This window comes from Ramlibacter agri (assembly GCF_012927085.1).
GTDB classification, from domain to species: domain Bacteria; phylum Pseudomonadota; class Gammaproteobacteria; order Burkholderiales; family Burkholderiaceae_C; genus Ramlibacter; species Ramlibacter agri.
In genome coordinates this window covers 923,668-945,420 of sequence record NZ_JABBFX010000003.1, presented here as the reverse complement: position 1 = coordinate 945,420, position 21,753 = coordinate 923,668, and the positions used below count along the sequence as shown (strand labels likewise).

Genomic DNA, 21,753 nt, shown 5'->3' with positions numbered 1-21,753 from the left:
GGGACGGCTCAAGAGCCGATGACGACGGTGGCGACCGCCACGTAGCCGGCGCCGATGCGCGGCACGCTGGCGTCGATGCGGGTGGCGCGCCAGCTCACGCGGATGCGCCCGGGGGTCACGCCCTTGGCGGCCAGCGCGTCGCTGACGGCGCGCACGCGCTGCTCGATCAGGTCGGCCAGCTGTTGCGGCGGCAGTTGTTCGGTGTCGCGCGCCAGCAGTTGCACGGTGAGGTTGCGGCCGGCGCCGGCTTCCTGCGCCAGCGCGTCCAGCACGCCCTGCGCCCGCGGCGCGATGGTGCTGCTGTTGATGTCGAAGGCCACGAGCTGCTGGCCGGCGGCGTCGGCGCCGGTCGCGTTCTGCGGGGCAAGGCCGCTTTGCGTGCCTTGCGGCGCGGGCGCTGCCGCGGCGGGCACGGTGTTCGCGGCGGCGCGCGGCTTGGCGGGTGCGGGGGCCGGAGCCGGCTGCGCGCCGGTGCAGGGCGACGCGTCGACCTTGGTGACGGCGGCGACCAGCTCGATGACGCCCTGCTCCAGCGTGGCGCGCACGCCCAGCTGCAGCGGCTCCTGCTTCTTGGAACCGGCGTTGAGGTCGACCAGGCGCGAACCGAAGAAGCGGTAGATGCCGGCGCCGACTTCCTCGCCGATCACGTGCTTCTGCAGGCTCACCGTCTTGACCACCGCCAGCGTGCGGGTGTCGACGATGCGCAGGTCCACGCCCACGTTCATGCTGTAGGTGCGGGCCTTGGCGTTGTAGCCGGCGATGTCGGCCTCGATGCCGCCGGAGGCGATGTTGTAGTTCAGCTCGGTGATGCCGCCGACGATGTAGTAGTCGGACTTGAGGATGGAGCCGCCGAAGTACGGCAGCCACGGCACGGCGGGCTTGCCCTGCTCGATGTCATGGCGCTGGCCGTCGCCCAGCTGGCGGCGGTCGGTGTAGGCCAGTTCCAGTTCGGCGATGCGCGTGTCGAAGCGCTCGTGCACCCGCACGGTCTCGCCCAGCTTGCCGAGCGCGGAGTACACCATCAGGGCGCCGCCCTGGGTGATCTCGCTGCCTTCGGTCTGGCTGAACTTGCCGGTGTAGTCCTTGACGTCGCCGACGGCCACGCCCAGCACGGGCGCGTGCCAGCTGCGCAGCGTCTCGGCCAGGCAGGCCAGGGACGGCTCGATGGAGGTCACGTTGGCGCGGGGCGCCGGGCCGACGACGACGGGGGCTTCGTCGGGGGCAAACTGCTGTGAAGGGAGCGTGCTGCAGCCGCCGAGGGCGAGCAGGGCCCCCAACAGCACGGTGGACGTGCTGAAGGTCTTGATCACGGGAATCCTTGGAGAAGAGGGAGGCGGCGCGCTGCGCCGCGGAGAGGCTTAGTAGCGGACGCCGGCGCAGGCAGTGCTGCCGCTGACGCCGGCGGTGAGGACGCCGGAGCTGGTCTGTTGCGAATTGAGCACCTGGCTCGAGGTGCCGCCGCCGGCCGCGACGCTGCCGGTGGTGCCGCTGGTGATCGAGGAGCCGACGCCCGAATAGAGGCTGCCGCTGTTGCTCTGGGTGCTGGTGAGGCCGGTCGCGCCCAGGGTGCTGTTGGTCGCGCCGTTGGCGGTGGAACCGGCCGAGGTGCTGGCGCTGCCGCTCACCGAGGGCGAGGAGGTGTACGAAGACAGGCCGTTGCTGCCCGAGTTGCCGACCGAGGACGCCGACAGGCTGCAGTTGGTCTGGTTCTGGATGTAGGTGTTGTTGGTGGTGTACGTCTGGAAGGAGTCGTAGTACCCACCCTTCTTGCGCTCGGAGAGGTCGAGGTTGGTCTGGCGGGCCGACTTTTCCTGGGTCGTCTCGAAAGACCAGGAGCTGTTTTCGCCGATGTTGTTGGCGCGGGCCGGCAGGGCGGCAAGCAGCAGGGCTGCCAGGCAGGCAGCGGCCGTTTTTACGAGGAAGGGTTGCATGGTTCCGTCCGTGGTGAGCTGTTTTCTCGTTTCGCTGCGTTCATCTTTGCAACGAATCCATGGACTGAATTACAACTTCTTTCAAACCTGAATCGGTAGGTAGATTGAGCCAGGGGTTTGGAGCCGATTTCCTAATAGGTAACCACCATAGGAACATCGCTTATCCCTGTCAGGCATGCCGACTAGTTCGTCGGGAAACGCCCTACAACTTTGATTCAAAGTTTGAAATTGCTGCAGCCTCCCGCCAGCGGCGTGAATACTTTCTGGCACGCCAATTTGCGGGTTGGACAGAGAGAATGCCTACCAGTTTCGGCGCAGAAAATCGTAAGCTTCTGTGCAGAGTCTCGCGGCGTTGCCGGCGCTCAGCCCGCCGGCGCCAGCGTGAAATGGAACGTGGCGCCCTCTCCCGCCGCCGACTCCGCGCTGATCGTGCCGCCGTGGCGCTGGATCACCCGGCGCACGGCGGCCAGCCCGACGCCGGTGCCCGGGAAGTCCTCCTGCGCATGGAAGCGCTGGAATGGCGTGAACAGCTTGTGCGCATAGGCGAGATCGAAGCCCGCGCCGTTGTCGGCGACGCAGAAGGCGCCGTCGCCGGCCAGCCCGAACCTGATTCGCGCGCCGGCCGTCCGCCGGGTGAATTTCCAGGCGTTGCCCAGCAGGTTCTCCAGCACGGTGCGCAGCAGGCGCGGGTCGGCGCTGGCCTGCAGGCCCGGCGTGATCTCCACCTTGATCTGCCGCAGCGGGTCGGCCGCGCGCAGCTGTTCCACCACCTCCGCGGCCAGCGCGCTCAAGTCGATGGGGCGCCGCTCCAGCGGCGTCTGCCCCACGCGGGAAAGCGCCAGCAGCGCGTCGATCATGTCGCCCATGCGTTCCACCCCCGCAGCGGTCCGATCGGCATAGTGCTGCGCCCGGTCGTCGTGCGCCGGCAGCCGCTCCTGCAATGCGCGGCTGAAGCCTTCGATGGCCGCGAGCGGCGCCCGCAGGTCGTGCGCGACGGCCATGGTGAAGGCGGCGAGTTCATCGTTGGCGTTGCGCAGTTCCTGCGTTCGCTCCTGCACCAGCTGCTCCAGGCCGCGCTGGTGGCGCGCCAGTTCCTCCTGCAGCAGCCGCTGCTGCGTGACGTCGGTGAAGTAGACCGCCAGCCCCTGCCCCGTCGGATAGGCGCGCACTTCCAGCCAGATGCCGAGCCCTTCCAGGAAGGACTGGAACACGCGCGGCCGGTTCTCCGCCAGCGCCTGCTCGCACTCATGGTGGAAGACGCCGCCCACCGCGTGGGGAAACACCTGCCACAGCACCTGGCCCGCCATCGGTTCACGGCGGCAGCGCAGGATGCGTTCGGCCGCCGCGTTGACGTAAGTGACGCGCCAGTCGCGGTCCAGGCTCAGCAGGCCGTCGGTGATGCTCTCCACGGTGTTGGCGAGCCGCAGCGCCAGGCCGGTGGCCTCGCGCTCCCGCGCCACCTGTTCGGTGACGTCCTGGCAGGCGCCATGCAGCGCCGCCAGCGCACCCGTAGCGTCGAACTCGGGCTCGGCGATCAGGCGCAGGTGGATGCGCTCGCCGGCGAGGGTGCGGGCAGGCACCACGAGATCGAAGCCGGCGTGGCCGCGCAGTCCGTCGCGCACGTGCGCGAGCAGCGTACGCCGCGCCGGCCGCGGGAACAGGCGCAGCGCGCCGGTCAGCGAGACGGCGCCATCCGTGCCCTGCGCCAGCAGGCGCAGCCATTCCGCCGAAGGCAGGAAGCGCAGGGGCGCCAGCACCACCCGCCACGCGCCCACCGAGGCCAGGCGCGCCGCCATGCGCAGCTGCGTTTCGCGTTCGACCAGCAGTTCGCGCAGGCGGCCCTTGGCGCGCCGGATGCTGTCCAGCAGTTCCTCGACCTCGCCATCGCAGGCGCCCTCGCGGCTGGCCGGCCCGGCGCTCATTGCGCGATCAGCCCCTGGCGCAGGGCGTAGCGCGTCAGGCTGGCGACGTCGCTCACCTGCAGGCGGTCCATGATGCGGGCACGGTGCACGTCCACCGTCTTGCGGCTCAGGCCGAGGCGGAAGGCGATCTCCTTGGCCGACAGGCCGCCGGCGATGCACTTCAGCACTTCGAGCTGGCGGCCGGTCAGGTCGTCGTCGGCCGCGCGCTCGGTAGGCTGCATCAGCAGTCGCGCCACCGGGGCGCTGAAGTAGCTGCCGGTCGCCACGATCGAACGCAGCGCTTCGGCGAGCTCCGCGGGACTCGCCTGCTTCATCAGGTAGCCGCAGGCGCCGGCGCCCACGGCGCGCTGGACGAAGTCCGCGCTGTCGTACATGGACACGGCGAGCACCTTCACGCCCGGGAAGCGCGCGCGGATCTGCGCCGTCGCCTCGATGCCGTCCATGCGGGGCATCGAGATGTCGGTGAGCACCAGGTCGGCCGGCGCGGATTCGAGCAGCGCGAGCAGCTCGATGCCGTCACGCGCTTCGCCGGTGACCTGGACGCCGGGAATGGAGAGGAGCAAGGCCTGGAGGGCCGAGCGGACGAGGTCGTGGTCGTCGGCAAGCACGACCCGCAAGGCAGCGGTGGGCAATCCTGTGTTCCGGCTTCGAAGGGGGCGAGAGTGTCCCATGCGGTTTGCGCGCGGCCGGCCTCGCCGCACGCAAACGAAGGGCAACATGGGCGCGGCGCGGAATATTTACTGCGGCGCCTGCCGGGCCCCCGCATGCCTAGGCAAATTGACTAATACCAGCGAGATGGCAACTGCGTAAGCCAGGCGGCCTACCCTGCCGGGCCCGCCGGCAAGGCCTGGTCAGTCCACGAAGAAATCGGGAATGAAATCCCGCGTGCCCGGCGTCACGGAGTAGCGCTCCAGGTCCGTCACGCCGTGGCGCCCCAGCAGTTCGTCGTCGATGAAGAAGTTGCCGCTGTTGGCGACGTCCTTCGCGTCGGACGTGAGGATGAAGTAAGCCGCGTCGGCCAGGATCTCCGGCTTGCGGCAGCGCGCGAGGTCGACGCCGGGGATCATCTGCAAGGCGGCGGTGGCAATGGCGGTGCGCGGCCACAGGCTGTTGACGGCGATGCCGTACTGGCGGAACTCGCCGGCATGGCCCAGGGTGCACATGCTCATGCCGTACTTGGCCATCGTGTAGGCCGTGTGCGGCGCGAACCACCTGGTCTTCATCGACAGCGGCGGCGACATGGTCAGCACGTGCGGGTTGCGGCCGGCCGCGGCCGACTTCTTCAGCTCCGGCAGGCAGGCCTGCGTGCACAGGAAGGTGCCGCGCGCGTTGATCTGGTTCATCAGGTCGTAGCGCTTGATCGGCGTCTGCTCGGTGCCGGTGAGGCTGATCGCGCTGGCGTTGTTGACCAGGATGTCGATGCCGCCGAAGGCTTCCACGGCCTGCTTCACGGCGGCGAGCACCTGCCCCTCCTCGCGGATGTCCACCTGCAGCGGCAGCGCCTGGCCGCCGGCGGCGCGGATTTCCTCCGCCGCGCTGTGGATGGTGCCGGGCAGCTTGGGATTGGGATCCGAAGTCTTGGCCGCGATCACGACGTTGGCGCCATCGCGCGCCGCGCGCGTCGCGATGGCCAGGCCGATGCCGCGGGAGGCACCGGTGATGAAGAGGGTCTTGCCGTGCAGGTTCATCGGGCGCTCCTCAGACCTTGCTGAAATCGGGACGCCGCTTTTCCATGAAGGCCGTGAAGGCCTCGCGCGCGGCGGGTTCGCGCAGCATGCGGCCGAAGACCGCGCCTTCTTCGTCCATGCGGGCCAGCACGGCTTCCTGCTTGCCGGCCTTCATCAGGCGCTTGGTCTCGATCAGCGCCGACAGCGGCTTGGCCGCCAGCTTCCTCGCCTGCGCCTGCGCATAGCCGTGCGCTTCGGTGGGCGGCAGCACGCGGTTGACCAGGCCCACTTCGAGGGCGGCCTCGGCCATGAAGGGTTCCCCGAGCAGCAGCGCTTCGGCCGCGCGGTGGTAGCCCAGCATCTGCGGCACCAGCAGGCTGGACGCCGCTTCCGGACACAGGCCGAGGTTCACGAAGGGCATGGAGAACGCCGCGTTGTCGCCGGCGTAGACCAGGTCGCAGTGGAACAGCATCGTGGTGCCGATGCCCACCGCGGGCCCGCAGACGCAGGCCAGCAGCGGCTTCGGGAAGGTGGCGATGCCGCGCAGGAAGCGGGACACCGGCGACTCCGCGCCCGCCGGCGGGTTGTTCAGGAAATCGTTGATGTCGTTGCCGGCCGAGAAGATGGTCTCGCTGCCTTGCAGCACCACCACGCGCACGTTGGCATCGGCCTGCGCGGCGGCGAGCGCGTCGGCCAGCATGCCGTACATGGCAGCCGTGATGGAATTCTTGCGCTCCGCGCGGTTGAAGGTGATGGTCATCACGCCGGCTTCGGCGTGGACACGGATGTCGCTCATTGCAATGCTTCCTTGACGAAATCGAGCCGGTCCTGGCCCCAGAACATCTGCTCGCCGACGAAGAAGGTCGGCGCGCCGAATACCCCGCGTTGTACCGCGTCCTGCGTCACCGCCTTCAGCTGCTCCTTCACTTCCGGGTCGCCCGCCAGCGCCAGCAAGCGCTGCGGGTCGAAGCCGGCTTCCTGCAGCACGCGGCCGACGACGGCGGGCTCGCCCATGTTGCGGCCCTCCACCCAGATGGCGCGATAGATCGCATCGACGTAGGCCGGCATGCGATCGGGCTCGCGCATCTGCAGGCCCAGCGCACCGCGCATCAAGGTCAGCGTGTTGATCGGGAAGTGCGGGTTGGAGTCGAAGGGGACGCCGTAGCGGCGAGCGAAGCGGCGCAGGTCGTCCATCATGTAGCGGCCCTTGGCGGGGACTTCCGCCGGCGAACGGTTGCCCGTGGCCTGGAACACGCCGCCCAGCAGGAAGGGGCGATGCACCACGGCGCTGCCGGTTTCGCGTGCCAGCGCCGGCAGTTGCGTCCACGCCAGGTAGGCGGCGGGGCTGCCGAGGTCGAACCAGAACTCCACGGTCTTCGAAGCCATGATCAGAATTTCTCCATCCAGGGGCGCAAGTCGAGTTCGTGGGTCCAGGCATCGCGCGGCTGGCTGTGCAGCATCCAGTAGCTGTCGGCGATGTGTTCGGGCTGGAGGATGCCTTCTTTTTCCTTCAGTGCATAGCGCTCCGGGAAGTTGTCCCGGATGAAGGCCGTGTCGATGGCGCCGTCGATGACGACATGCGCCACGTGGATGCCGCGCGGGCCCAGCTCGCGCGCCATGCTTTGCGCCAGCGCGCGCAAGGCGTGCTTGGCGCCGGCGAAGGCCGCGAAGTTGGCGCCGCCGCGCAGCGACGCCGTCGCGCCGGTGAAGAGGATGGTGCCCTTGCCGCGCGTGACCATGCGCTTCGCTGCTTCGCGCGCCGTCAGGAAGCCGGCGAAGCAGGCCATCTCCCAGACCTTGTAGTACTTGCGCGCCGTCTCTTCGAGGATGCTGGTCGGAACGTTGGCGCCGATGTTGAAGACGAAGACCTCGATGGGCCCGATCTCGTCCTCGATCTTCCGGAACAGCGCGACGACTTCATCCTCTTCGCGCGCGTCGGAGCCGAAGCCATGGGCCTGGCCGCCGTCGGCGCGGATCTGTTCCAGCAAGGGCTGCAGCTTGTCGGCGTTGCGGCGCGTGGCGCAGACGGAGTAGCCGCCGCGGGCGAAGCGGCGCGCGATGGCGCCGCCGGTGGCGTCGCCCGCGCCTATCACCACCGCAACCGGGTTCCGATCGGGCATGTCCTTACTCCTTGAAGTAGACGACCTGGTGCGTGGTGGCGAGCAGTTCGCCCGCCTCGTTCCACAGCTGCCCGCTGTGGTCGAAATAGCCGCCACCGAAGCCCTGGCCCTTGGCCTGCACCAGCAGCCAGCCGTCGCCGGTGGCCTGCAGCTGCTCGGAGGTGGCGTGGAAATAGACGCTCATCGACACGGTGCCGATGGGCGTGAAGGTGGCGCGGCGCAGCCACACGCGCGGGAAGAAGACGTCGGCGGCGGCGGTGAGCGAAGCGAAGTCCAGCGGACGCGGCGGATCGTCGCGCACCCACAGCCGCGTCAGGCTGTCGTCCGTCTCCTGCCCTTTCCAGTCGCGCGGGATGAAGCCGGCGAGGAAGCGCATGTCGTAGCGGTTCAGCCATTCGACGCCGCGGCGCGGGGTGCGCGGCACGTCCAGCGGGCGCGGCACCTCGGGCATCTCGGCTTCGTGGCCGCTCCAGGTCTCGCGGCGCGTCGCCGTTACGGCGGTGGCGGTGGCGACCACGCCGTCGCCTTGCACGATCTCCAGCGTCCAGTGCTGCGTCGAGCGGTTGGTGCGGGCGGCGCGCGGCCGGATCTCGAAAGCGCCGTCGGCCAGCGCCGCGGCGAAGTTGATGGTGAAGGCGATGGGCTCGCCCAGCCGGTCCGGGTGCTGCAGGATGGCCGCGAGCGCCTGGGCCGCCGTGATGCCGCCGTAGGGGCCGATCATGTTGGCGTAGGCGGGGCTGGTGCTGCCGTGGAAGGCGCCGCCTTCGGCTTGCAGCGCGATCGCGGTGTCGAAAGGGTGCGGTGCTTCGCTCATGCTGTTGCGGGGGCTCCGAGGTCTTGCAGCCAGCCGGCCATGCGGGGCCAGAGCCTGGTCTCGTGCTCGCTGCGGAAGGGGCCGAAGTGGCCGATGCGGCGCACGGCCAGGTCGGCCGGCGCGATGCGCTGCACCTGACGCGGCGCGTTTTCGTAGAGGGCCAGCAGGCTGTGCGTGCCGCGCAGCGTCATCAGCTCGTCGTCGTCGATGGACAGCGCGAACACGGGGAAACGAGCGCGGGCATAGGCCAGTCGCGCCAGTTCGCCTTCGGCGCCGACGCTGTACTGCGGGTCCAGGCACCACCGGCGCCACTGCAGCACCACGCCCGTGGGCAGGTCGCCCACCTTGCGCAGCATGCGGCCGGGGAAATAGCCGAAGAGTCGGGTGGCCAGCGGCACCAGCACGAACCAGAACCAGGGCACCACGCGCTTCAGTTGCGGCGCGTTCTCGCGCCAGTAGCCGCTGCCCGCCGCGATGGACAGCAGCCCGTCCACCTTGCCCTGGTTCGCGAGCAGCCCGGGCAGTTGCGCGCCGAGGCTGTGGCCGAGCAGGTAGAGCGGCAGGTCGGGGTGCGCGGCATGCGCATCGTCGATGGCCGCTTCGTAGTCGCGCGTCCAGTCGAACAGGTCGGCCTGGTAGCCGCGCAGGCTGGGCGGCGCTGAGTCGCCGCTGCCGCGGTAGTCGAAGGTGAGGACGCGCCAGCCCTGGCGCGCGAGCCACTGCGCGAAGCGCGCGTAGTAGTCCTGCCGCACGCCCATGGCGCCGCCGATGACGACGTTGCCGTGCAGCGGCGCCTGGGCTTCGTAGATGCGCGCCGCCAGCGGGACGCCGTCGGCGGCGAGAAGCGTCACTTTCTCCATCCGTCCTCCTGCTGGAAGAAGGTCAGACGCGCTCGAAGATCCCGGCCGCGCCCTGCCCCATGCCCACGCACATCGTGACCATGCCGTACTTCAGGTTCTTGCGTTGCAGCGCATGCACCACCGTCGCCGAGCGGATCGCCCCGGTCGCGCCCAGCGGGTGGCCCAGCGCGATGGCGCCGCCCATGGGGTTGACCTTGCTGGGGTCCAGGCCCAGCGTGTTGATCACGGCCAGCGACTGCGCGGCGAAGGCTTCGTTCAGTTCGATCCAGTCGATGTCCTGGTGCTTCAGGCCCGCCGACTTCAGCGCCGCCGGGATCGCCTCGATCGGGCCGATGCCCATGATGTGCGGCGGCACGCCGCGGCTGGCGTAGCTGACGAAGCGCGCCAGCGGCTGCAGGCCGAAGCGCTTGACGGCGGCCTCGCTGGCGAGGATCAGCGCGCCAGCGCCGTCGGAAGTCTGCGAGCTGTTGCCGGCGGTGACGCTGCCGCGCGCGGCGAACACGGGGCGCAGCTTGGCCAGCGCTTCGACGGTGGTGTCGGGGCGCGCGCCTTCGTCCAGGTTCACCTTGCGGGTGGCGATGCTCACGTCGGCCGATTCCAGGTCGAGGCTGCGCTCGTCCACCGCCACTTCGGTGATCTCGCGGGCGAACTCGCCGGCCTGCATGGCGGCCACGGCCTTCATGTGCGACTGGTAAGCGAACTGGTCCTGCGCTTCGCGGCTCACCTTCCACTGCTGCGCCACCTTTTCGGCGGTGAGGCCCATGCCGTAGGCGATGCCGTAGCTTTCGATGTCGTCCGGGTCGGAGAAGATGGTGGGCGACAGCGAAGGCGTGTTGCCCATCATCGGCACCATGCTCATGCTCTCGGTGCCGGCGGCGATCATCACGTCGGCTTCACCGACGCGGATTCGGTCGGCGGCCATCTGCACGGCGGCCAGGCCGGAGGCGCAGAAGCGGTTGACGGTGATGCCGCCCACGCTCTTGGGCAGGCCGGCGAGCACGGCGCCGATGCGCGCCACGTTCAGGCCTTGCGGGCCTTCGGGAATGGCGCAGCCGCAGATGATGTCTTCCACCGCATGCGGGTCCAGCCCCGGCACCTGCGCCATGGCCGCCTTCAGCACGGTGGCCAGCAGGTCATCGGGCCGCGTATTGCGGAAAAAACCCTTGTGCGACCGGCCGATAGGCGTACGGGTCGCGGCGACGATGTAGGCGTCCTGGATCTGTTTGCTCATCGAATCAATCCTCAATTCCGAACGGGCTTCCCCGTGCTCAGCATCCCCAGGATCCGCTCCTGCGTCTTCGGGTGCTGCACCAGTTCGCAGAAGGCGCGGCGTTCCAGGGTCATCAGGTATTCCTCGGTGACCATCGTGTTCGCGTCGACGTCGCCGCCGGTCACCACGCCGGCGATCAGCGAGGCGATGTGGAAGTCGTGGCGGCTGATGAAGCCGCCGTCGCGCATGTTCACCAGCTGGCCCTGGATCGTCGCCTTGGCGCTGCGGCCACCGACCGGGAACATCCGCTTCAGCGGCGCGCGCCAGCCCGAGTCCGCCATGGACTTGGCCTGTTGCACGGCCACGTACAGCAGTTCGTCCTTGTTCGGGACGACGATGTCGCTCTCCAGCAGGTAACCCAGCTTGCGCGACTCCAGCGCGCTGGTGCCCACCTTGGCCATCGCCGCGGCCGTGAAGCCTTCGGTGACGAACTTCAGCAGGTCCTTGTCGGTGCTCGTCGCGGCGTTCTCCGCCGCGCGGCGCGCGATGTAGGTCAGGCCGCCGGCGCCCGGCACCAGGCCCACGCCCACTTCGACCAGGCCGATGTAGCTTTCCATGTGCGCGACGCGCTTGGCCGAATACAGCCCCAGTTCGCAGCCGCCGCCCAGCGCCAGCCCGCGGATCGCGGACACCACCGGCACGCTCGCATAACGCAGGCGCAGCATGGTCTGCTGCATGAAACCTTCCGCGTCTTCGATCGCGGCCACTCCCACGGCGATGAAGGCTGGCAGCGTGGACTCGAGGTCGGCGCCGGCGCTGAAGGGCTCATCGCCCGACCAGATCACCAGCCCCTGGAACTCCTTCTCCGCCGTCTCCACCGCCTGCTGCAGCCCTTCGCAGACCTCGGGGCTGATGACGTGCATCTTGGTCTTCAGGCTGGCGATCAGGACTTCATCGTCCAGGGTCCACAGCCGGATGTTCTTGTCCTCGTGCAAGGTCGTGCCCGCGCTCTGGAAGCGCGGACCGGCTTCGCCCAGCAGCAGTTCGGGGAACAGCTGCCGTTGATACACCGGCAGCACGCGGCGCGGCTCGAACCGGCTCGCGCTCGGATTCCACGAACCCTGCTCGGTGTGCACGCCGCCCGCTTCGGCGACGGGGCCCTTGAAGACCCAGTCCGGCAACGGCGCATTCGACAGCGTCTTGCCCGCGGCGATATCTTCCTGGATCCACTGCGCCACCTGCAGCCAACCCGCCTCTTGCCACAGCTCGAAGGGGCCCTGCTTCATGCCGAAGCCCCAGCGCATGGCCTGGTCGACGTCGCGCGCGGTCTCGGCGATGGACGCCAGGTGCACGGCCGCATAGTGGAAGCTGTTGCGCAGGATCGCCCACAGGAACTGGCCTTGCGGGCCGGTCGCATTGCGCAGCAGTTTCAGGCGCTCGGCCGCCGGCTTCTTCAGCATGCGACCGTAGACCTCGTCGGCCTTCTGGCCGCCCGGCACGTACTGCTTGCTCGCCAGGTCGAAGCGCAGCACGTCGCGGCCGACCTTCTTGTAGAAGCCCGCCTTGGCCTTCTGGCCCAGGTTGCCCATCTCCAGCAGCGTCTTCAACACTTCCGGCGTGCCGAAGCTGCCGTAGAACGGGTCGGTGTCCGCGTTCAGCGTGTCCTGCAGCGTCTTGATGACGTGCGCCATCGTGTCCAGGCCCACCACGTCCGCCGTGCGGAAGGTGCCCGACGATGCGCGGCCCAGCTTCTTGCCGGTGAGGTCGTCGACGACGTCGAAGCTGAGGCCATAGCGCTCCACCTCGCGCATCGTCGCCAGCATGCCGGCGATGCCGACGCGGTTGGCGATGAAGTTCGGCGTGTCCTTGGCGCGCACCACGCCCTTGCCCAGCCCGGAGGTGACGAAGGTCTCGAGGTGGTCCAGGATCTCCGGCTGCGTCGTCGGCGTGGCGATCAACTCCACCAGGTACATGTACCGCGGCGGGTTGAAGAAGTGGATGCCGCAGAAGCGCGGCTTGATGGACTCGGGCAGCGCCTCGGACAGCCTGGTGATCGACAGGCCGGAGGTGTTGGAAGCGACGATGGCGTGCTTCGCCACGTGCGGCGCGATCTTCTTGTACAGATCGAGCTTCCAGTCCATGCGCTCGGCGATCGCCTCGATCACCAGGTCGCATTCGCCCAGCAGCGCCAGGTTCTCCTCGTAGTTCGCCGCCTGGATCAGCGCGGCGTCCTCGGGCACGCCCAACGGCGAGGGCTTGAACTTCTTCAGGTTCTCGACGGCCTTGAGGACGATGCCGTTCTTCGGCCCTTCCTTGGCGGCCAGGTCGAACAGCACCACCGGCACCTTGACGTTGACCAGGTGGGCGGCGATCTGCGCGCCCATCACGCCGGCGCCCAGCACCGCGACCTTCTTCACCTGGAAGCGGCTCGCCTTGGGCGCCTTCGCGGCCACGGCGGCGTTGGCTTCGTGTTCCTTGTACATGTGTCCTCTCCGCGCTTATTGCACCCGCACCCAGACCTGCGTGCGGTAGAACGGCCCCAGGTAGCCGCGCACCTGCAGCTTCTGGCCGCCCTCGACGGGCGTCAAGCGCACCGTGTATTCCTTGCCGTTCTCGGGGTCGAGGATCTTGCCGCCTTCCCAATCCTCACCCGTGCCCTTGCTCACGCCGCGGATGATCTCCAGGCCCGCCATCGGCTGGCCCTTGCGCTCGTCCTTGCATTCGTCGCAGGTGGGCTTGGCGTCCTTCTTCAGCGTCTTCTCGATCTTGCCGGTGAGCTTGCCGCCGTTGTCGGTGATGCGGATCTCGGCCTTCGCCTCGCCCGTCTTGTCGTCGATGTTGCGCCACAGGCCCACGGGGCTGGACTGGGCGAAGGCGGAGCCCGTCACGGCAAGCAAGCAGATGACGCATGCGCGGGCCACCGTGGAACCGGCTTTGCCGGGCCACTGGTGGCGCCCCCTTGAGGGGGAGGCGCCGAAGGCGCTTCGGGGGTGGGCCATGTTCATGCCAGTGCCGCGTCGGTGTCGAGCAGCGAAGCCACGCCGGCGCGCGCCGTGCGCATCAGCGACGCCGTCTCGGGGAACAGGCGCGCGAAGTAGAAGCGCGCCGTCTGCAGCTTGCCCAGGTAGAACGGGTCCTGGTTGCCGGCGTCGATCTCGCGCAGCGCCACTTGCGCCATGCGGGCCCAGAAGTAGCCGAACACCAGGTGGCCCAGCACGCGCAGGTAGTCCACCGCGGCGCCGCCCACTTCGTCGGGGTTCTGGAAGGCCTTGAAGCCGATCTCGGTGGTGAACTTGGTCATCTGGTCGCCGAGGTAGGCAATGGGGTTGATGAACTCCGCCATCTTCTCGTTGACGCCCTCTTCCTCCACCAGCTGCGCCACCAGCTTGCCGAACTTCTTCAGGCTGGCGCCGTTGTTCGCGAGGATCTTGCGCCCCAGCAGGTCCAGGGATTGGACCGTGTTGGTGCCTTCGTAGATCATGTTGATGCGGTTGTCGCGCACGAACTGCTCCATCCCCCATTCCTTGATGTAGCCGTGGCCGCCGAACACCTGCATGCAGGCGTTGGTGGCGGTGTGGCCGTTGTCGGTGAGGAAGGCCTTGACGACGGGCGTCAGCAGCGCGACCAGTTCCTCGCTGTCCTTGCGCACCTTCTCGTCGGGGTGGTACAGCTCCTTGTCCAGGAGCATCGTGCAGTACACGGCCAGCGCGCGGCCGCCTTCGGCATAGGCCTTGGCGGTCAGCAGCATCTTGCGCACGTCGGGGTGCACGATGATCGGGTCGGCCGGCTTGTCCTTGGCTTTCGGGCCGCTGAGGGACCGCATCTGGATGCGGTCCTTGGCGTAGGCCAGCGCGTTCTGGTACGCCACTTCGGTCAGGCCCAGCGACTGGTTGCCCACGCCCAGGCGGGCGGCGTTCATCATCACGAACATCGCGGGCAGGCCCTTGTTCGGCTGGCCCACCAGCGTGCCGACGGCGCCGTCCAGCACCAGCTGCGCGGTGGCGTTGCCGTGGATGCCCATCTTGTGCTCCAGGCCGGCGCAAAAGATGTCGTTGCGCTTGCCCAGCGAACCATCGGCGTTGACATGGAACTTGGGCACCAGGAACAGCGAGATGCCCTTGCTGCCTTGCGGCGCGTCCGGCAGGCGGGCCAGCACCAGGTGGACGATGTTGTCCGCCATGTCGTGCTCGCCGGCGCTGATGAAGATCTTGTTGCCGGTGATCCTGTAGGTGCCGTCCGCCTGCGGTTCGGCCTTGGTGCGCAGCAGGCCCAGGTCGGTGCCGCAATGGGCTTCGGTCAGGCACATCGTGCCGGTCCACTCGCCGCTCACCAGCTTGGGCAGGAACATCTTCTGCTGCTCCGGCGTGCCGTGCGCATGCAGCGCTTCGTAAGCGCCATGCGACAGGCCGGGGTACATCGTCCAGGCCTGGTTGGCGCTATTGAGCATCTCGTACAGGCACTGGTTCAGCGCGAAGGGCAGGCCCTGGCCGCCGAACTCGGGGTCGCAGCTCAGCGCCGGCCAGCCGCCTTCGATGAACTTGGCATAGGCTTGCTTGAAGCCGGGCGGCGTGGTGACCGCGTGCGTTTCCTGGTCCAGCTTGCAGCCGATGGTGTCGCCCTGGATGTTCAGCGGCTGCAGCACCTCGGCGGCGAACTTGCCGGCTTCTTCCAGCACCGCGTTGACGGTGTCGACATCGACGTCGGCGTGCTTGGGGCAGGCCTTCAGTTCGTCGGTGACCTTGACAACTTCGTGCAGCACGAACTGCATGTCGCGCAGGGGCGGGGTGTAGCTGGGCATGTTTCTTTACTCCTTGCGGGCGGAACGGGTGGATCGGGGGCGGGAAGCAAGGGCGGGCGCGGCGCCGTTGCGTTGGAGGATGTGCTCGAAGCCCGCGTTGGCGCGGGCGATGGAACCGGGAGTCTTGAGGAAGCGGGCTTCGTAGTGCAGCGCGAGGATCAGGCCGTGGATCTCGAACAGCATCTGTTCTTCATCGACATCGGCGTCCAGGTGGCCGGCTTCCTTGGCCTGGGTGATGGCGCGCGTCATCGCCGAGTGCCAGGTCTGCACCGACGAAGCCAGTGCGTCGCGCACGGGGCCGGGGCGGTCGTCGAATTCGACGGCGCCGCTGATGTAGATGCAGCCGGAGTCGATTTCCACCGAGGTGCGCTTCATCCACTGGGCGAACATGGAGCGCAGGCGCGGCAGGCCGCGTTCGGCCTGCATCGCGGGGTAGAACACTTCCTGCTCGAAGCGGTTGTGGTACTCGCGGATCACCGAGATCTGCAGTTCCTCGCGCGAGCCGAAATGGGCGAACACGCCCGACTTGCTCATTTGCGTCACTTCGGCCAGCGCGCCGATGGACAGCCCTTCCAGGCCGATCTGGGTGGCCAGGCCGAGGGCCGCGTCGACGATCGCGGCCTTGGTCTGCTGGCCTTTCTGCAAGGCCTTGCCCGGGCGCGCACGGGCCGGCTTCAGCGCGAGTTCGGTGACGGACATGGGGAGGGCCTTGGAGAAAATAAAACGAACGGTCGTTCTATTTTGCACCAAGTCCCCGCGGATTGGGAAGGGGGCCCCAAAGAAAACGGCCCGCCAGAGGCGGGCCATGGTTGGCGTGCTGCCGGGCAGCCGGGCGGACCTACCTGGCCTTGCCCGGGTCCTTCACCGCCTTCTCGGTCTCCAGCTCCACGTTGTAGAGCTTGCCGTCCACGCGTTCGACCTTGCGGATGTAGACGTTCTGGACGATGTCGCGCGTCTGCGGGTCGATCTGCACCGGGCCGCGCGGGCTTTCGAACTGCTGGCCCTTCATCGCGTTGACCAGGGCCTCGCCGCCGGCGCCGCTGGTGGCCTTCAGGCCTTCCATGATGACGCGCATGCCGTCGTAGCCGCCCACGGCCATGAAGCTGGGACGCATGCCCTTGTTGGCCTTGGCGATGCCCTCGACGAACTGCTTGTTCAGCGCCGAAGGATGCGCGGCGGAATAGTGGTGCGACGAGATCGTGCCCAGCGCGACGTCGCCCATCTGCCCGAGCACGTCGTCGTCCACGATGTCGCCGGGGCCCAGCAGCTTGATCCCGGCCTTGCCCATGCCGCGCTCGGCGAACTGCTTCATGAAGAGGGCCGCCGAATCGCCGGCCGGCAGGAACACGAACAGCGCGTCCGGGTTGGCGTCGCGCGCCCGCTGCAGGTAAGGCGAGAAGTCGTTGGTGATCACCGGCATGCGCAGCGCCTCGATGACCTGCCCGCCTTTCGCCGTGAAGCGGTCCCGGAAGGTGTTCTCGGCATCGACGCCCGGCGCGAAGTCGGACACCAGCGACACCACCTTCTTGACCTTGTTGGCGGCCGCCCAGTCGGCGACCGGGAAAGTCACCTGCGGCAAGGTCATGCTGGTGCGCACGATGTAGGGGGACTTCTCGGTGACCGAGGACGTCGCCGCCTGCATCACGACCATCGGCGTCTTGCTCTGCGTCGCGATCGGCGCGACCGCAAAGGCCTGCGGCGTCAGGCCGAAGCCGGCCAGCACCGCGACCTTGTCGTTGATCACCAGCTCCTGCGCCAGCCGCCGCGTGTTGTCCGGCACGCCGGCGTCGTCCTTCAGCACGATCTCCACCTTGCGGCCGGCGACGGTGTCGCCATGCTCCGCCAGGTACAACTGCACGCCGGCGCCGACCTGGCGGCCCATGTAAGCGAACGGGCCCGTGACGGGCAGGATGAGGCCGACCTTGATCGGGTCCGCCGCTGCTGCGGGCGTGGCGGCCAGGGCCGACGCTGCCGCAAGGCTTGCCGCGACGGCGTGGGCCAGCAATTTCCTGGTATTCATGTTCGACTCGGTCCCCGGTTGAAACGCCCGCGACTCTAGGTCGCGGCGCGCTGCGCGTAAAGGCCTGGCCTGGAATTCATATTTTCGGCCGCCGCAACCCGCGGCGGCAGCTTGCCGCGGGTTTCCCCGCATCCTGGGCCGCGGCGGACGCCGTCCACTACGCCGTCAGGAGGAGGAGACAACATGCAAACGACTTCACCCACCCGCCGCACGCTGCTGCGAGCCGCCGGCGCCGCGCTGGCCGCGCCCATGCTGGCCCACGCGCAGGACCAGGTGGCCGGCGGCCGCACCGTCACCTTGATCTGTTCCTACCCCGCCGGCGGCGGCGCCGACCTGATGGCGCGCCTGATCGCGCAGCCCATGGCGCACGCGCTGGGCCAGACCGTGGTGGTGGACAACCGGCCGGGCGGCAGCGGACAGATCGCCGCCGGCATGGTGGCGCGCGCCACGCCGGACGGCAGCCAGCTGCTGCTGGATGCGTCCTCGTTCGCGGTCAATCCCTCGCTGTTCGCCAAGCTGCCCTACGACACCAACACTGCATTCGCGCCGCTCGCGGTCCTCGCCCTCTTCCCCAACGTGCTGGTCTGCACGCCTTCGTACGAAGCGAAGACGGTGCAGGACGTCGTGCGCCTCGCGAAAGCCAGGCCCAACCAGATCGCCTATGCATCCTCGGGCAATGGATCGGCCCAGCACCTGGCGGGCGCGCTGTTCGAAGAGAAGGCGAAGGTCAACCTCGTGCACGTGCCGTACAAGGGCGGCGGCCCCGCGCTGAACGACGTGATGGGCGGCCAGGTGCCGCTGTTCTTCGCCAACGTCGCGTCCTCCTTGGGGCATATCCAGGCCGGCAAGCTGCGGCCGCTGGGCGTCACCAGCGTGCGGCGCGCCCGTGCCCTGCCCGACGTGCCGACGATGGAGGAAGCGGGCGTGCCCGGCTACGAAGTGCTGGAGTGGAACCCGGTGCTGGCGCCCGCCGGCACGCCGCCGGCCATCCGCGCGAAGCTGGCCGCCGCCATCCGCAAGGCGATGGCCGAACCGGAAGTGCTGGGCCGCGTGCGCAGCCTGAGCGGCGAGGTCTTCGAGGGCGGCGAGGCGAAGGCGGCCGAATTCCTGCGGGCGCAGCAGGCGCTGTGGGCGCGCGTCGTGCGCGAACGCAAGATCAGCGCAGGCTGATGGCCGCGCCCGTTCCGGCAGGCTGGGACTGCCACGTCCACGTGTTCGACGCCAGCGCGCCCGCTGCGGGCGCGCATTACCGGCCGGTGGCGCGTCCGCTCGCGGAGATCGAGGCGCTCGCGGCCGCCAACGGTTGCGGCCATCTCGTGCTGGTGCAGCCGAGCGTGTACGGGACCGACAACGCGCTGCTGCTGTCCGCGTTGCGGCAGTCGCCGGGGCGGCATCGGGGAGTCGTCGTGCTTGCGGGCGACGAAGACGCGGCGCAGCTGGATGCGACGCACGCAGCGGGGGTGCGTGGCGTGCGCTTCAACCTCGTGTCGCCGGTGGGCAGTGCGCGCGAGGATGCGAAGCGTCTCCTGATGCAGCTCGCACCTTTGTTGCGCGAGCGCGGCTGGCATGTGCAGTGGTACGTGGCGGCGGGCGAACTGCCGCTGTTGGCGCAATTGCAGGCGGAGTGCGGCTTGGTGTTCGTGCTCGATCACCTCGCGGGGTTGACGCCCTCTTCCGCGGACGATCGCGCCTGGACCGCGCTGGCGCAGCTCGCGCAAGCCGGGGCGTGGATCAAGCTTTCAGGCTGGTACCGGCTGCAGGCCGAGCGGCCCTATGGCGCGCTGCATCCGCTGATCCGCCGCGCGGCGACGCTGTTCGGCGAACACATGGTGTGGGGCTCGGACTGGCCGCACACCAGCTTCGCGCCGAACGCGCTGCCGGCGTACGACACGCTGCTGTGGCCGGTGATCCGGGTGCTGGGGGAAGACGCGGCGGCGCGGGTGCGCGCCGCCGGCTGCCGCTTGTACGACTAGGCCTTGAACGGCACCACCAGCTGCCGCTGCTCGCCCAGGCCCTGGATCCCCAGCGTCATCACGTCGCCCTTCTTCAGGTATTTCGGCGGCTTCATGCCCAGGCCCACGCCGGGCGGCGTGCCGGTGGTGATGACGTCGCCCGGCTGCAAGGTCATGAAGTGGCTGACATAGCTCACCAGCTTCGCCACGCCGAAGATCATCGTGCGCGTGTTGCCGGTCTGCATGCGCTGGCCGTTGACGTCGAGCCACATATCCAGGCGCTGCACGTTGGCGATCTCGTCGGCCGTCACCAGCCAGGGGCCGATCGGGCCGAAGGTGTCGCAGCCCTTGCCCTTGTCCCATTGCGGGCCGCGCTCCAGCTGGAACTCGCGCTCGCTCACGTCGTTGACAATCGCGTAGCCAGCCACGTGCGCCAGCGCCTTGTTCATCGGCACGTAGCGCGCCGTGGTGCCGATCACCACGCCCAGCTCCACTTCCCAGTCGGTCTTGACCGAGCCGCGCGGCAGCATCACCGGATCATTCGGGCCCTGGATGCAACTGGTGGCCTTCATGAACACCACCGGCTCCTTGGGGATAGCCACGCCCGATTCGGCGGCATGGTCCGCGAAGTTCAGGCCGATGGCGACGAACTTGCCGACGTTGTTCACCGGGCAGCCGAAACGCGGCGTGCCACGCACCAGCGGCAGCTTGGCCGGGTTGGCCTTGCGGATGCGCGCCAGGCCCACCTGCCCCAGTTGCTGCGGGCCGAGGTCGGGCACGACGCCGCTCAGGTCGCGCACGCGGCCGTCTTCATCGATCAGGCCTGGCTTTTCCTTGCCGGGGGCGCCGTAGCGGACGAGTTTCATTTCCTTGTTTTCCTTGGGTGAGTTGTCAGTAGGTCGCGCGGCCGCCCGAGAGGTCGAACACCGCGCCCGTGGAGAACGAGCATTCTTCCGTACAGAGCCAGGCGACCAGCGCCGCGATTTCCTCCGGCAAGCCGAAGCGCCCCAGCGGGATCTTGGCCAGCATGAATGCGATGTGCTCCTCGGACATCTGGTCGAAGATGGCCGTCTTCACGGCCGCCGGCGTCACGCAGTTCACGCGCACGCCGCCGTCGGCCAGCTCCTTGCCCAGCGACTTGGTCAGCGCGATCAGCGCCGCCTTGCTGGCACTGTAGGCGCTGGCGTTCGGGTTGCCTTCCTTGCCGGCCACCGAGGCGATGTTGACGATGCGCCCGTAGTCCTCCTTGCGCATCGCCGGCACCACCGCGCGGCAGCAGAGGAAGACGCCGGTGAGGTTGACTTCCAGCACCTCCCGCCAGGCTTCCACCGGATAGTCCCACACCTTCATGTTGGGCCCGGTGATGCCGGCGCTGTTCACCAGCGCATCGATGCGGTGCGAGCGCCGCAGCGTCGACTCGAGCGCCTCGCGCACCGAGTCCTCGTTGGCCACGTCCACCTGCACGAAGGCGCTGCCCGCGCCCAGGCGCTCGGTGGCATGGCGGCCGGCCGCGAGGTCGCGGTCCCACAGCGTCACGCTGCCGCCCGAGGCCAGCAGGCGCTGCGCAACGGCGAAGCCGAGCCCGGCGGCGCCGCCGGTGACGACCGCGTGGCGGCCCTCGAAGTCGAGCCGGTTCATATCGTGATGCCGCCGTCGGCGGCGTAGGCCTGGCCGGTGACGAACACCGATTCGTCGCTGGCGAGGAACACCACCAGCGGCGCGATCTCCTCGGCCCGCGCGAGCCGCCCCATCGGCTGGCGCGCGACGAAGGCCTGGCGCGCGGCGACGGGGTCCGCATTGGCGTTGATGCGGTCCGCCAGCGAAGGCGTGTCGACCGTGCCCGGGCAGATCGCATTGCAGCGGATGCCATGCGCCACGTAGTCGGCCGCCACGCTCTTGGTGAGGCCGATGACCGCCGCCTTGGTGGTGCCGTAGATGAAGCGGTTGGGCAGGCCCTTGATGCTGCTGCACACGCTGGCCATGTTGATGATGCTGCCGCGGCCCTGGCCGTCGTCGTTCTGCAGCATCCGCGGCAGCGCCGCCTGGATCGCCCAGAACTGCGCCCGCACGTTCAGGTTCAGCGCGAAGTTCCACTCCTCGTCGGTCGCCTGCAGCACCGTGCCGTTGTGGACGAAGCCGGCGCAATTGAACAGGACGTCCAGCTTCGGCATGGACTGGATCACGCGCGCGATGGACGGCTTGTCCAGCACGTCCAGCTGCACGCAGCGCACGCCGGCCACGCCCTCGTAGCTATCGAGCAGCCGCGGGTTGACGTCGGTGGCCCAGACCTCGGCGCCTTCGGCCGCGAGCGCCAGCGCGCTCGCGCGGCCGATGCCCTGGCCGGCCGCCGTGACCAGTGCCGTCTTGCCCTTCAGTCGCATGGGAGTCCTCCTGCCCTTCGGGTTGTGCCGGATGCGCGGCACCACGCTGGGGGCGATGATAAGTGGCCTGACCACTTG

21 protein-coding genes are annotated in these 21,753 nt (G+C 68.7%); 2 read left to right on the top strand and 19 right to left on the bottom strand.

What is annotated here, in order from left to right; all coding sequences use genetic code 11:
- Positions 1–8: 8 nt before the first annotated feature.
- The 16 genes from HHL11_RS29045 to HHL11_RS28970 all read right to left on the bottom strand — a co-directional run bounded on the left by HHL11_RS29045 (position 9) and on the right by HHL11_RS28970 (position 17,342).
- Positions 9–1,310 carry a CsgG/HfaB family protein gene (locus tag HHL11_RS29045; protein WP_169422089.1) on the bottom strand — a complete coding sequence of 434 codons (1,302 nt, stop codon included), beginning with the start codon at positions 1,308–1,310 and terminating at the stop codon, positions 9–11.
- A 48-nt stretch (positions 1,311–1,358) separates the two neighbouring features.
- On the bottom strand, positions 1,359–1,931 hold the full coding sequence (locus HHL11_RS29040) for a hypothetical protein (protein WP_169422088.1): 573 nt from the start codon (positions 1,929–1,931) through the stop codon (positions 1,359–1,361).
- 362 nt (positions 1,932–2,293) lie between these two features.
- Positions 2,294–3,853: a sensor histidine kinase gene (locus HHL11_RS29035; RefSeq protein WP_169422087.1), complete on the bottom strand. Its 1,560-nt coding sequence runs from the start codon at positions 3,851–3,853 to the stop codon at positions 2,294–2,296.
- Positions 3,850–4,485: a response regulator transcription factor gene (locus HHL11_RS29030; protein WP_169422086.1), complete on the bottom strand. Its 636-nt coding sequence runs from the start codon at positions 4,483–4,485 to the stop codon at positions 3,850–3,852. The genes HHL11_RS29035 and HHL11_RS29030 overlap by 4 nt, the downstream gene beginning before the upstream one ends.
- Before the next feature lie 219 nt (positions 4,486–4,704).
- Positions 4,705–5,541 (bottom strand): SDR family oxidoreductase, encoded by an 837-nt coding sequence (locus HHL11_RS29025; protein WP_169422085.1) that lies wholly within the window; start codon positions 5,539–5,541, stop codon positions 4,705–4,707.
- A gap of 10 nt (positions 5,542–5,551) precedes the next feature.
- The gene (locus tag HHL11_RS29020) at positions 5,552–6,316 is read right to left on the bottom strand and encodes an enoyl-CoA hydratase (RefSeq protein WP_169422084.1); all 765 of its coding nucleotides are present in this window, start codon (positions 6,314–6,316) and stop codon (positions 5,552–5,554) included.
- Positions 6,313–6,906, bottom strand: a complete 594-nt coding sequence (locus HHL11_RS29015; protein WP_169422083.1) for a 2-hydroxychromene-2-carboxylate isomerase — start codon at positions 6,904–6,906, stop codon at positions 6,313–6,315. The genes HHL11_RS29020 and HHL11_RS29015 overlap by 4 nt, the downstream gene beginning before the upstream one ends.
- 2 nt (positions 6,907–6,908) lie before the next feature.
- Entirely contained in the window at positions 6,909–7,640 is a 732-nt protein-coding gene (locus HHL11_RS29010) for an SDR family oxidoreductase (RefSeq protein ID WP_169422082.1), read from the bottom strand.
- A 4-nt stretch (positions 7,641–7,644) separates the two neighbouring features.
- Positions 7,645–8,454 carry an acyl-CoA thioesterase gene (locus tag HHL11_RS29005; RefSeq protein WP_169422081.1) on the bottom strand — a complete coding sequence of 270 codons (810 nt, stop codon included), beginning with the start codon at positions 8,452–8,454 and terminating at the stop codon, positions 7,645–7,647.
- A complete protein-coding gene (locus HHL11_RS29000; RefSeq protein WP_169422080.1) occupies positions 8,451–9,314 on the bottom strand; it encodes an alpha/beta hydrolase family protein in 864 nt (287 codons plus the stop codon). The genes HHL11_RS29005 and HHL11_RS29000 overlap by 4 nt, the downstream gene beginning before the upstream one ends.
- A gap of 22 nt (positions 9,315–9,336) precedes the next feature.
- Positions 9,337–10,545, bottom strand: coding sequence for an acetyl-CoA C-acyltransferase (locus HHL11_RS28995; protein ID WP_169422079.1), 1,209 nt, complete (start codon positions 10,543–10,545; stop codon positions 9,337–9,339).
- An 11-nt stretch (positions 10,546–10,556) separates the two neighbouring features.
- Entirely contained in the window at positions 10,557–13,007 is a 2,451-nt protein-coding gene (locus HHL11_RS28990) for a 3-hydroxyacyl-CoA dehydrogenase/enoyl-CoA hydratase family protein (protein WP_169422078.1), read from the bottom strand.
- Between the two features lie 15 nt (positions 13,008–13,022).
- Positions 13,023–13,412 carry a DUF2147 domain-containing protein gene (locus HHL11_RS28985; RefSeq protein ID WP_342593298.1) on the bottom strand — a complete coding sequence of 130 codons (390 nt, stop codon included), beginning with the start codon at positions 13,410–13,412 and terminating at the stop codon, positions 13,023–13,025.
- A 113-nt stretch (positions 13,413–13,525) separates the two neighbouring features.
- A complete protein-coding gene (locus HHL11_RS28980) occupies positions 13,526–15,322 on the bottom strand; it encodes an acyl-CoA dehydrogenase C-terminal domain-containing protein (protein ID WP_169422076.1) in 1,797 nt (598 codons plus the stop codon).
- Between the two features lie 6 nt (positions 15,323–15,328).
- On the bottom strand, positions 15,329–16,021 hold the full coding sequence (locus HHL11_RS28975; RefSeq protein ID WP_169422075.1) for a TetR/AcrR family transcriptional regulator: 693 nt from the start codon (positions 16,019–16,021) through the stop codon (positions 15,329–15,331).
- Between the two features lie 139 nt (positions 16,022–16,160).
- On the bottom strand, positions 16,161–17,342 hold the full coding sequence (locus tag HHL11_RS28970; RefSeq protein ID WP_169422074.1) for an ABC transporter substrate-binding protein: 1,182 nt from the start codon (positions 17,340–17,342) through the stop codon (positions 16,161–16,163).
- 183 nt (positions 17,343–17,525) lie between these two features.
- Here HHL11_RS28970 and HHL11_RS28965 point away from each other — a divergent pair, with 183 nt between their 5' ends.
- Both HHL11_RS28965 and HHL11_RS28960 read left to right on the top strand, forming a co-directional pair.
- Complete coding sequence (locus tag HHL11_RS28965) at positions 17,526–18,512, top strand: tripartite tricarboxylate transporter substrate binding protein (protein WP_169422073.1); 987 nt, start codon at positions 17,526–17,528, stop codon at positions 18,510–18,512.
- The gene (locus HHL11_RS28960) at positions 18,512–19,315 is read left to right on the top strand and encodes an amidohydrolase family protein (protein ID WP_169422072.1); all 804 of its coding nucleotides are present in this window, start codon (positions 18,512–18,514) and stop codon (positions 19,313–19,315) included. The genes HHL11_RS28965 and HHL11_RS28960 overlap by 1 nt, the downstream gene beginning before the upstream one ends.
- On the opposite strand, the gene HHL11_RS28955 is transcribed toward HHL11_RS28960, so the two are convergent.
- Genes HHL11_RS28955 through HHL11_RS28945 form a run of 3 tightly spaced genes read right to left on the bottom strand, consistent with a single transcriptional unit; the run spans position 19,312 to position 21,675 of the window.
- Positions 19,312–20,160 carry a fumarylacetoacetate hydrolase family protein gene (locus tag HHL11_RS28955; RefSeq protein ID WP_169422071.1) on the bottom strand — a complete coding sequence of 283 codons (849 nt, stop codon included), beginning with the start codon at positions 20,158–20,160 and terminating at the stop codon, positions 19,312–19,314. The genes HHL11_RS28960 and HHL11_RS28955 overlap by 4 nt on opposite strands.
- A gap of 25 nt (positions 20,161–20,185) precedes the next feature.
- Positions 20,186–20,932: an SDR family NAD(P)-dependent oxidoreductase gene (locus tag HHL11_RS28950; RefSeq protein ID WP_169422070.1), complete on the bottom strand. Its 747-nt coding sequence runs from the start codon at positions 20,930–20,932 to the stop codon at positions 20,186–20,188.
- Positions 20,929–21,675: an SDR family oxidoreductase gene (locus HHL11_RS28945; RefSeq protein ID WP_169422069.1), complete on the bottom strand. Its 747-nt coding sequence runs from the start codon at positions 21,673–21,675 to the stop codon at positions 20,929–20,931. Before HHL11_RS28945 ends, HHL11_RS28950 begins: the two co-directional genes overlap by 4 nt.
- Between the last annotated feature and the right edge of the window lie 78 nt (positions 21,676–21,753).

Coding starts and splice junctions, on each gene's coding strand:
- HHL11_RS28965 (WP_169422073.1), top strand. CDS start 17,526: ATGCAAACGACTTCACCCACCCGCCGCACGCTGCTGCGAGCCGCCGGC.
- HHL11_RS28960 (WP_169422072.1), top strand. CDS start 18,512: ATGGCCGCGCCCGTTCCGGCAGGCTGGGACTGCCACGTCCACGTGTTC.
- HHL11_RS29025 (WP_169422085.1), bottom strand. CDS start 5,541: ATGAACCTGCACGGCAAGACCCTCTTCATCACCGGTGCCTCCCGCGGC.
- HHL11_RS28990 (WP_169422078.1), bottom strand. CDS start 13,007: ATGTACAAGGAACACGAAGCCAACGCCGCCGTGGCCGCGAAGGCGCCC.
- HHL11_RS28955 (WP_169422071.1), bottom strand. CDS start 20,160: ATGAAACTCGTCCGCTACGGCGCCCCCGGCAAGGAAAAGCCAGGCCTG.
- HHL11_RS28945 (WP_169422069.1), bottom strand. CDS start 21,675: ATGCGACTGAAGGGCAAGACGGCACTGGTCACGGCGGCCGGCCAGGGC.
- HHL11_RS29000 (WP_169422080.1), bottom strand. CDS start 9,314: ATGGAGAAAGTGACGCTTCTCGCCGCCGACGGCGTCCCGCTGGCGGCG.
- HHL11_RS28980 (WP_169422076.1), bottom strand. CDS start 15,322: ATGCCCAGCTACACCCCGCCCCTGCGCGACATGCAGTTCGTGCTGCAC.
- HHL11_RS28975 (WP_169422075.1), bottom strand. CDS start 16,021: ATGTCCGTCACCGAACTCGCGCTGAAGCCGGCCCGTGCGCGCCCGGGC.
- HHL11_RS29015 (WP_169422083.1), bottom strand. CDS start 6,906: ATGGCTTCGAAGACCGTGGAGTTCTGGTTCGACCTCGGCAGCCCCGCC.
- HHL11_RS29040 (WP_169422088.1), bottom strand. CDS start 1,931: ATGCAACCCTTCCTCGTAAAAACGGCCGCTGCCTGCCTGGCAGCCCTG.
- HHL11_RS29005 (WP_169422081.1), bottom strand. CDS start 8,454: ATGAGCGAAGCACCGCACCCTTTCGACACCGCGATCGCGCTGCAAGCC.
- HHL11_RS28970 (WP_169422074.1), bottom strand. CDS start 17,342: ATGAATACCAGGAAATTGCTGGCCCACGCCGTCGCGGCAAGCCTTGCG.
- HHL11_RS29010 (WP_169422082.1), bottom strand. CDS start 7,640: ATGCCCGATCGGAACCCGGTTGCGGTGGTGATAGGCGCGGGCGACGCC.
- HHL11_RS28995 (WP_169422079.1), bottom strand. CDS start 10,545: ATGAGCAAACAGATCCAGGACGCCTACATCGTCGCCGCGACCCGTACG.
- HHL11_RS28950 (WP_169422070.1), bottom strand. CDS start 20,932: ATGAACCGGCTCGACTTCGAGGGCCGCCACGCGGTCGTCACCGGCGGC.
- HHL11_RS29035 (WP_169422087.1), bottom strand. CDS start 3,853: ATGAGCGCCGGGCCGGCCAGCCGCGAGGGCGCCTGCGATGGCGAGGTC.
- HHL11_RS29020 (WP_169422084.1), bottom strand. CDS start 6,316: ATGAGCGACATCCGTGTCCACGCCGAAGCCGGCGTGATGACCATCACC.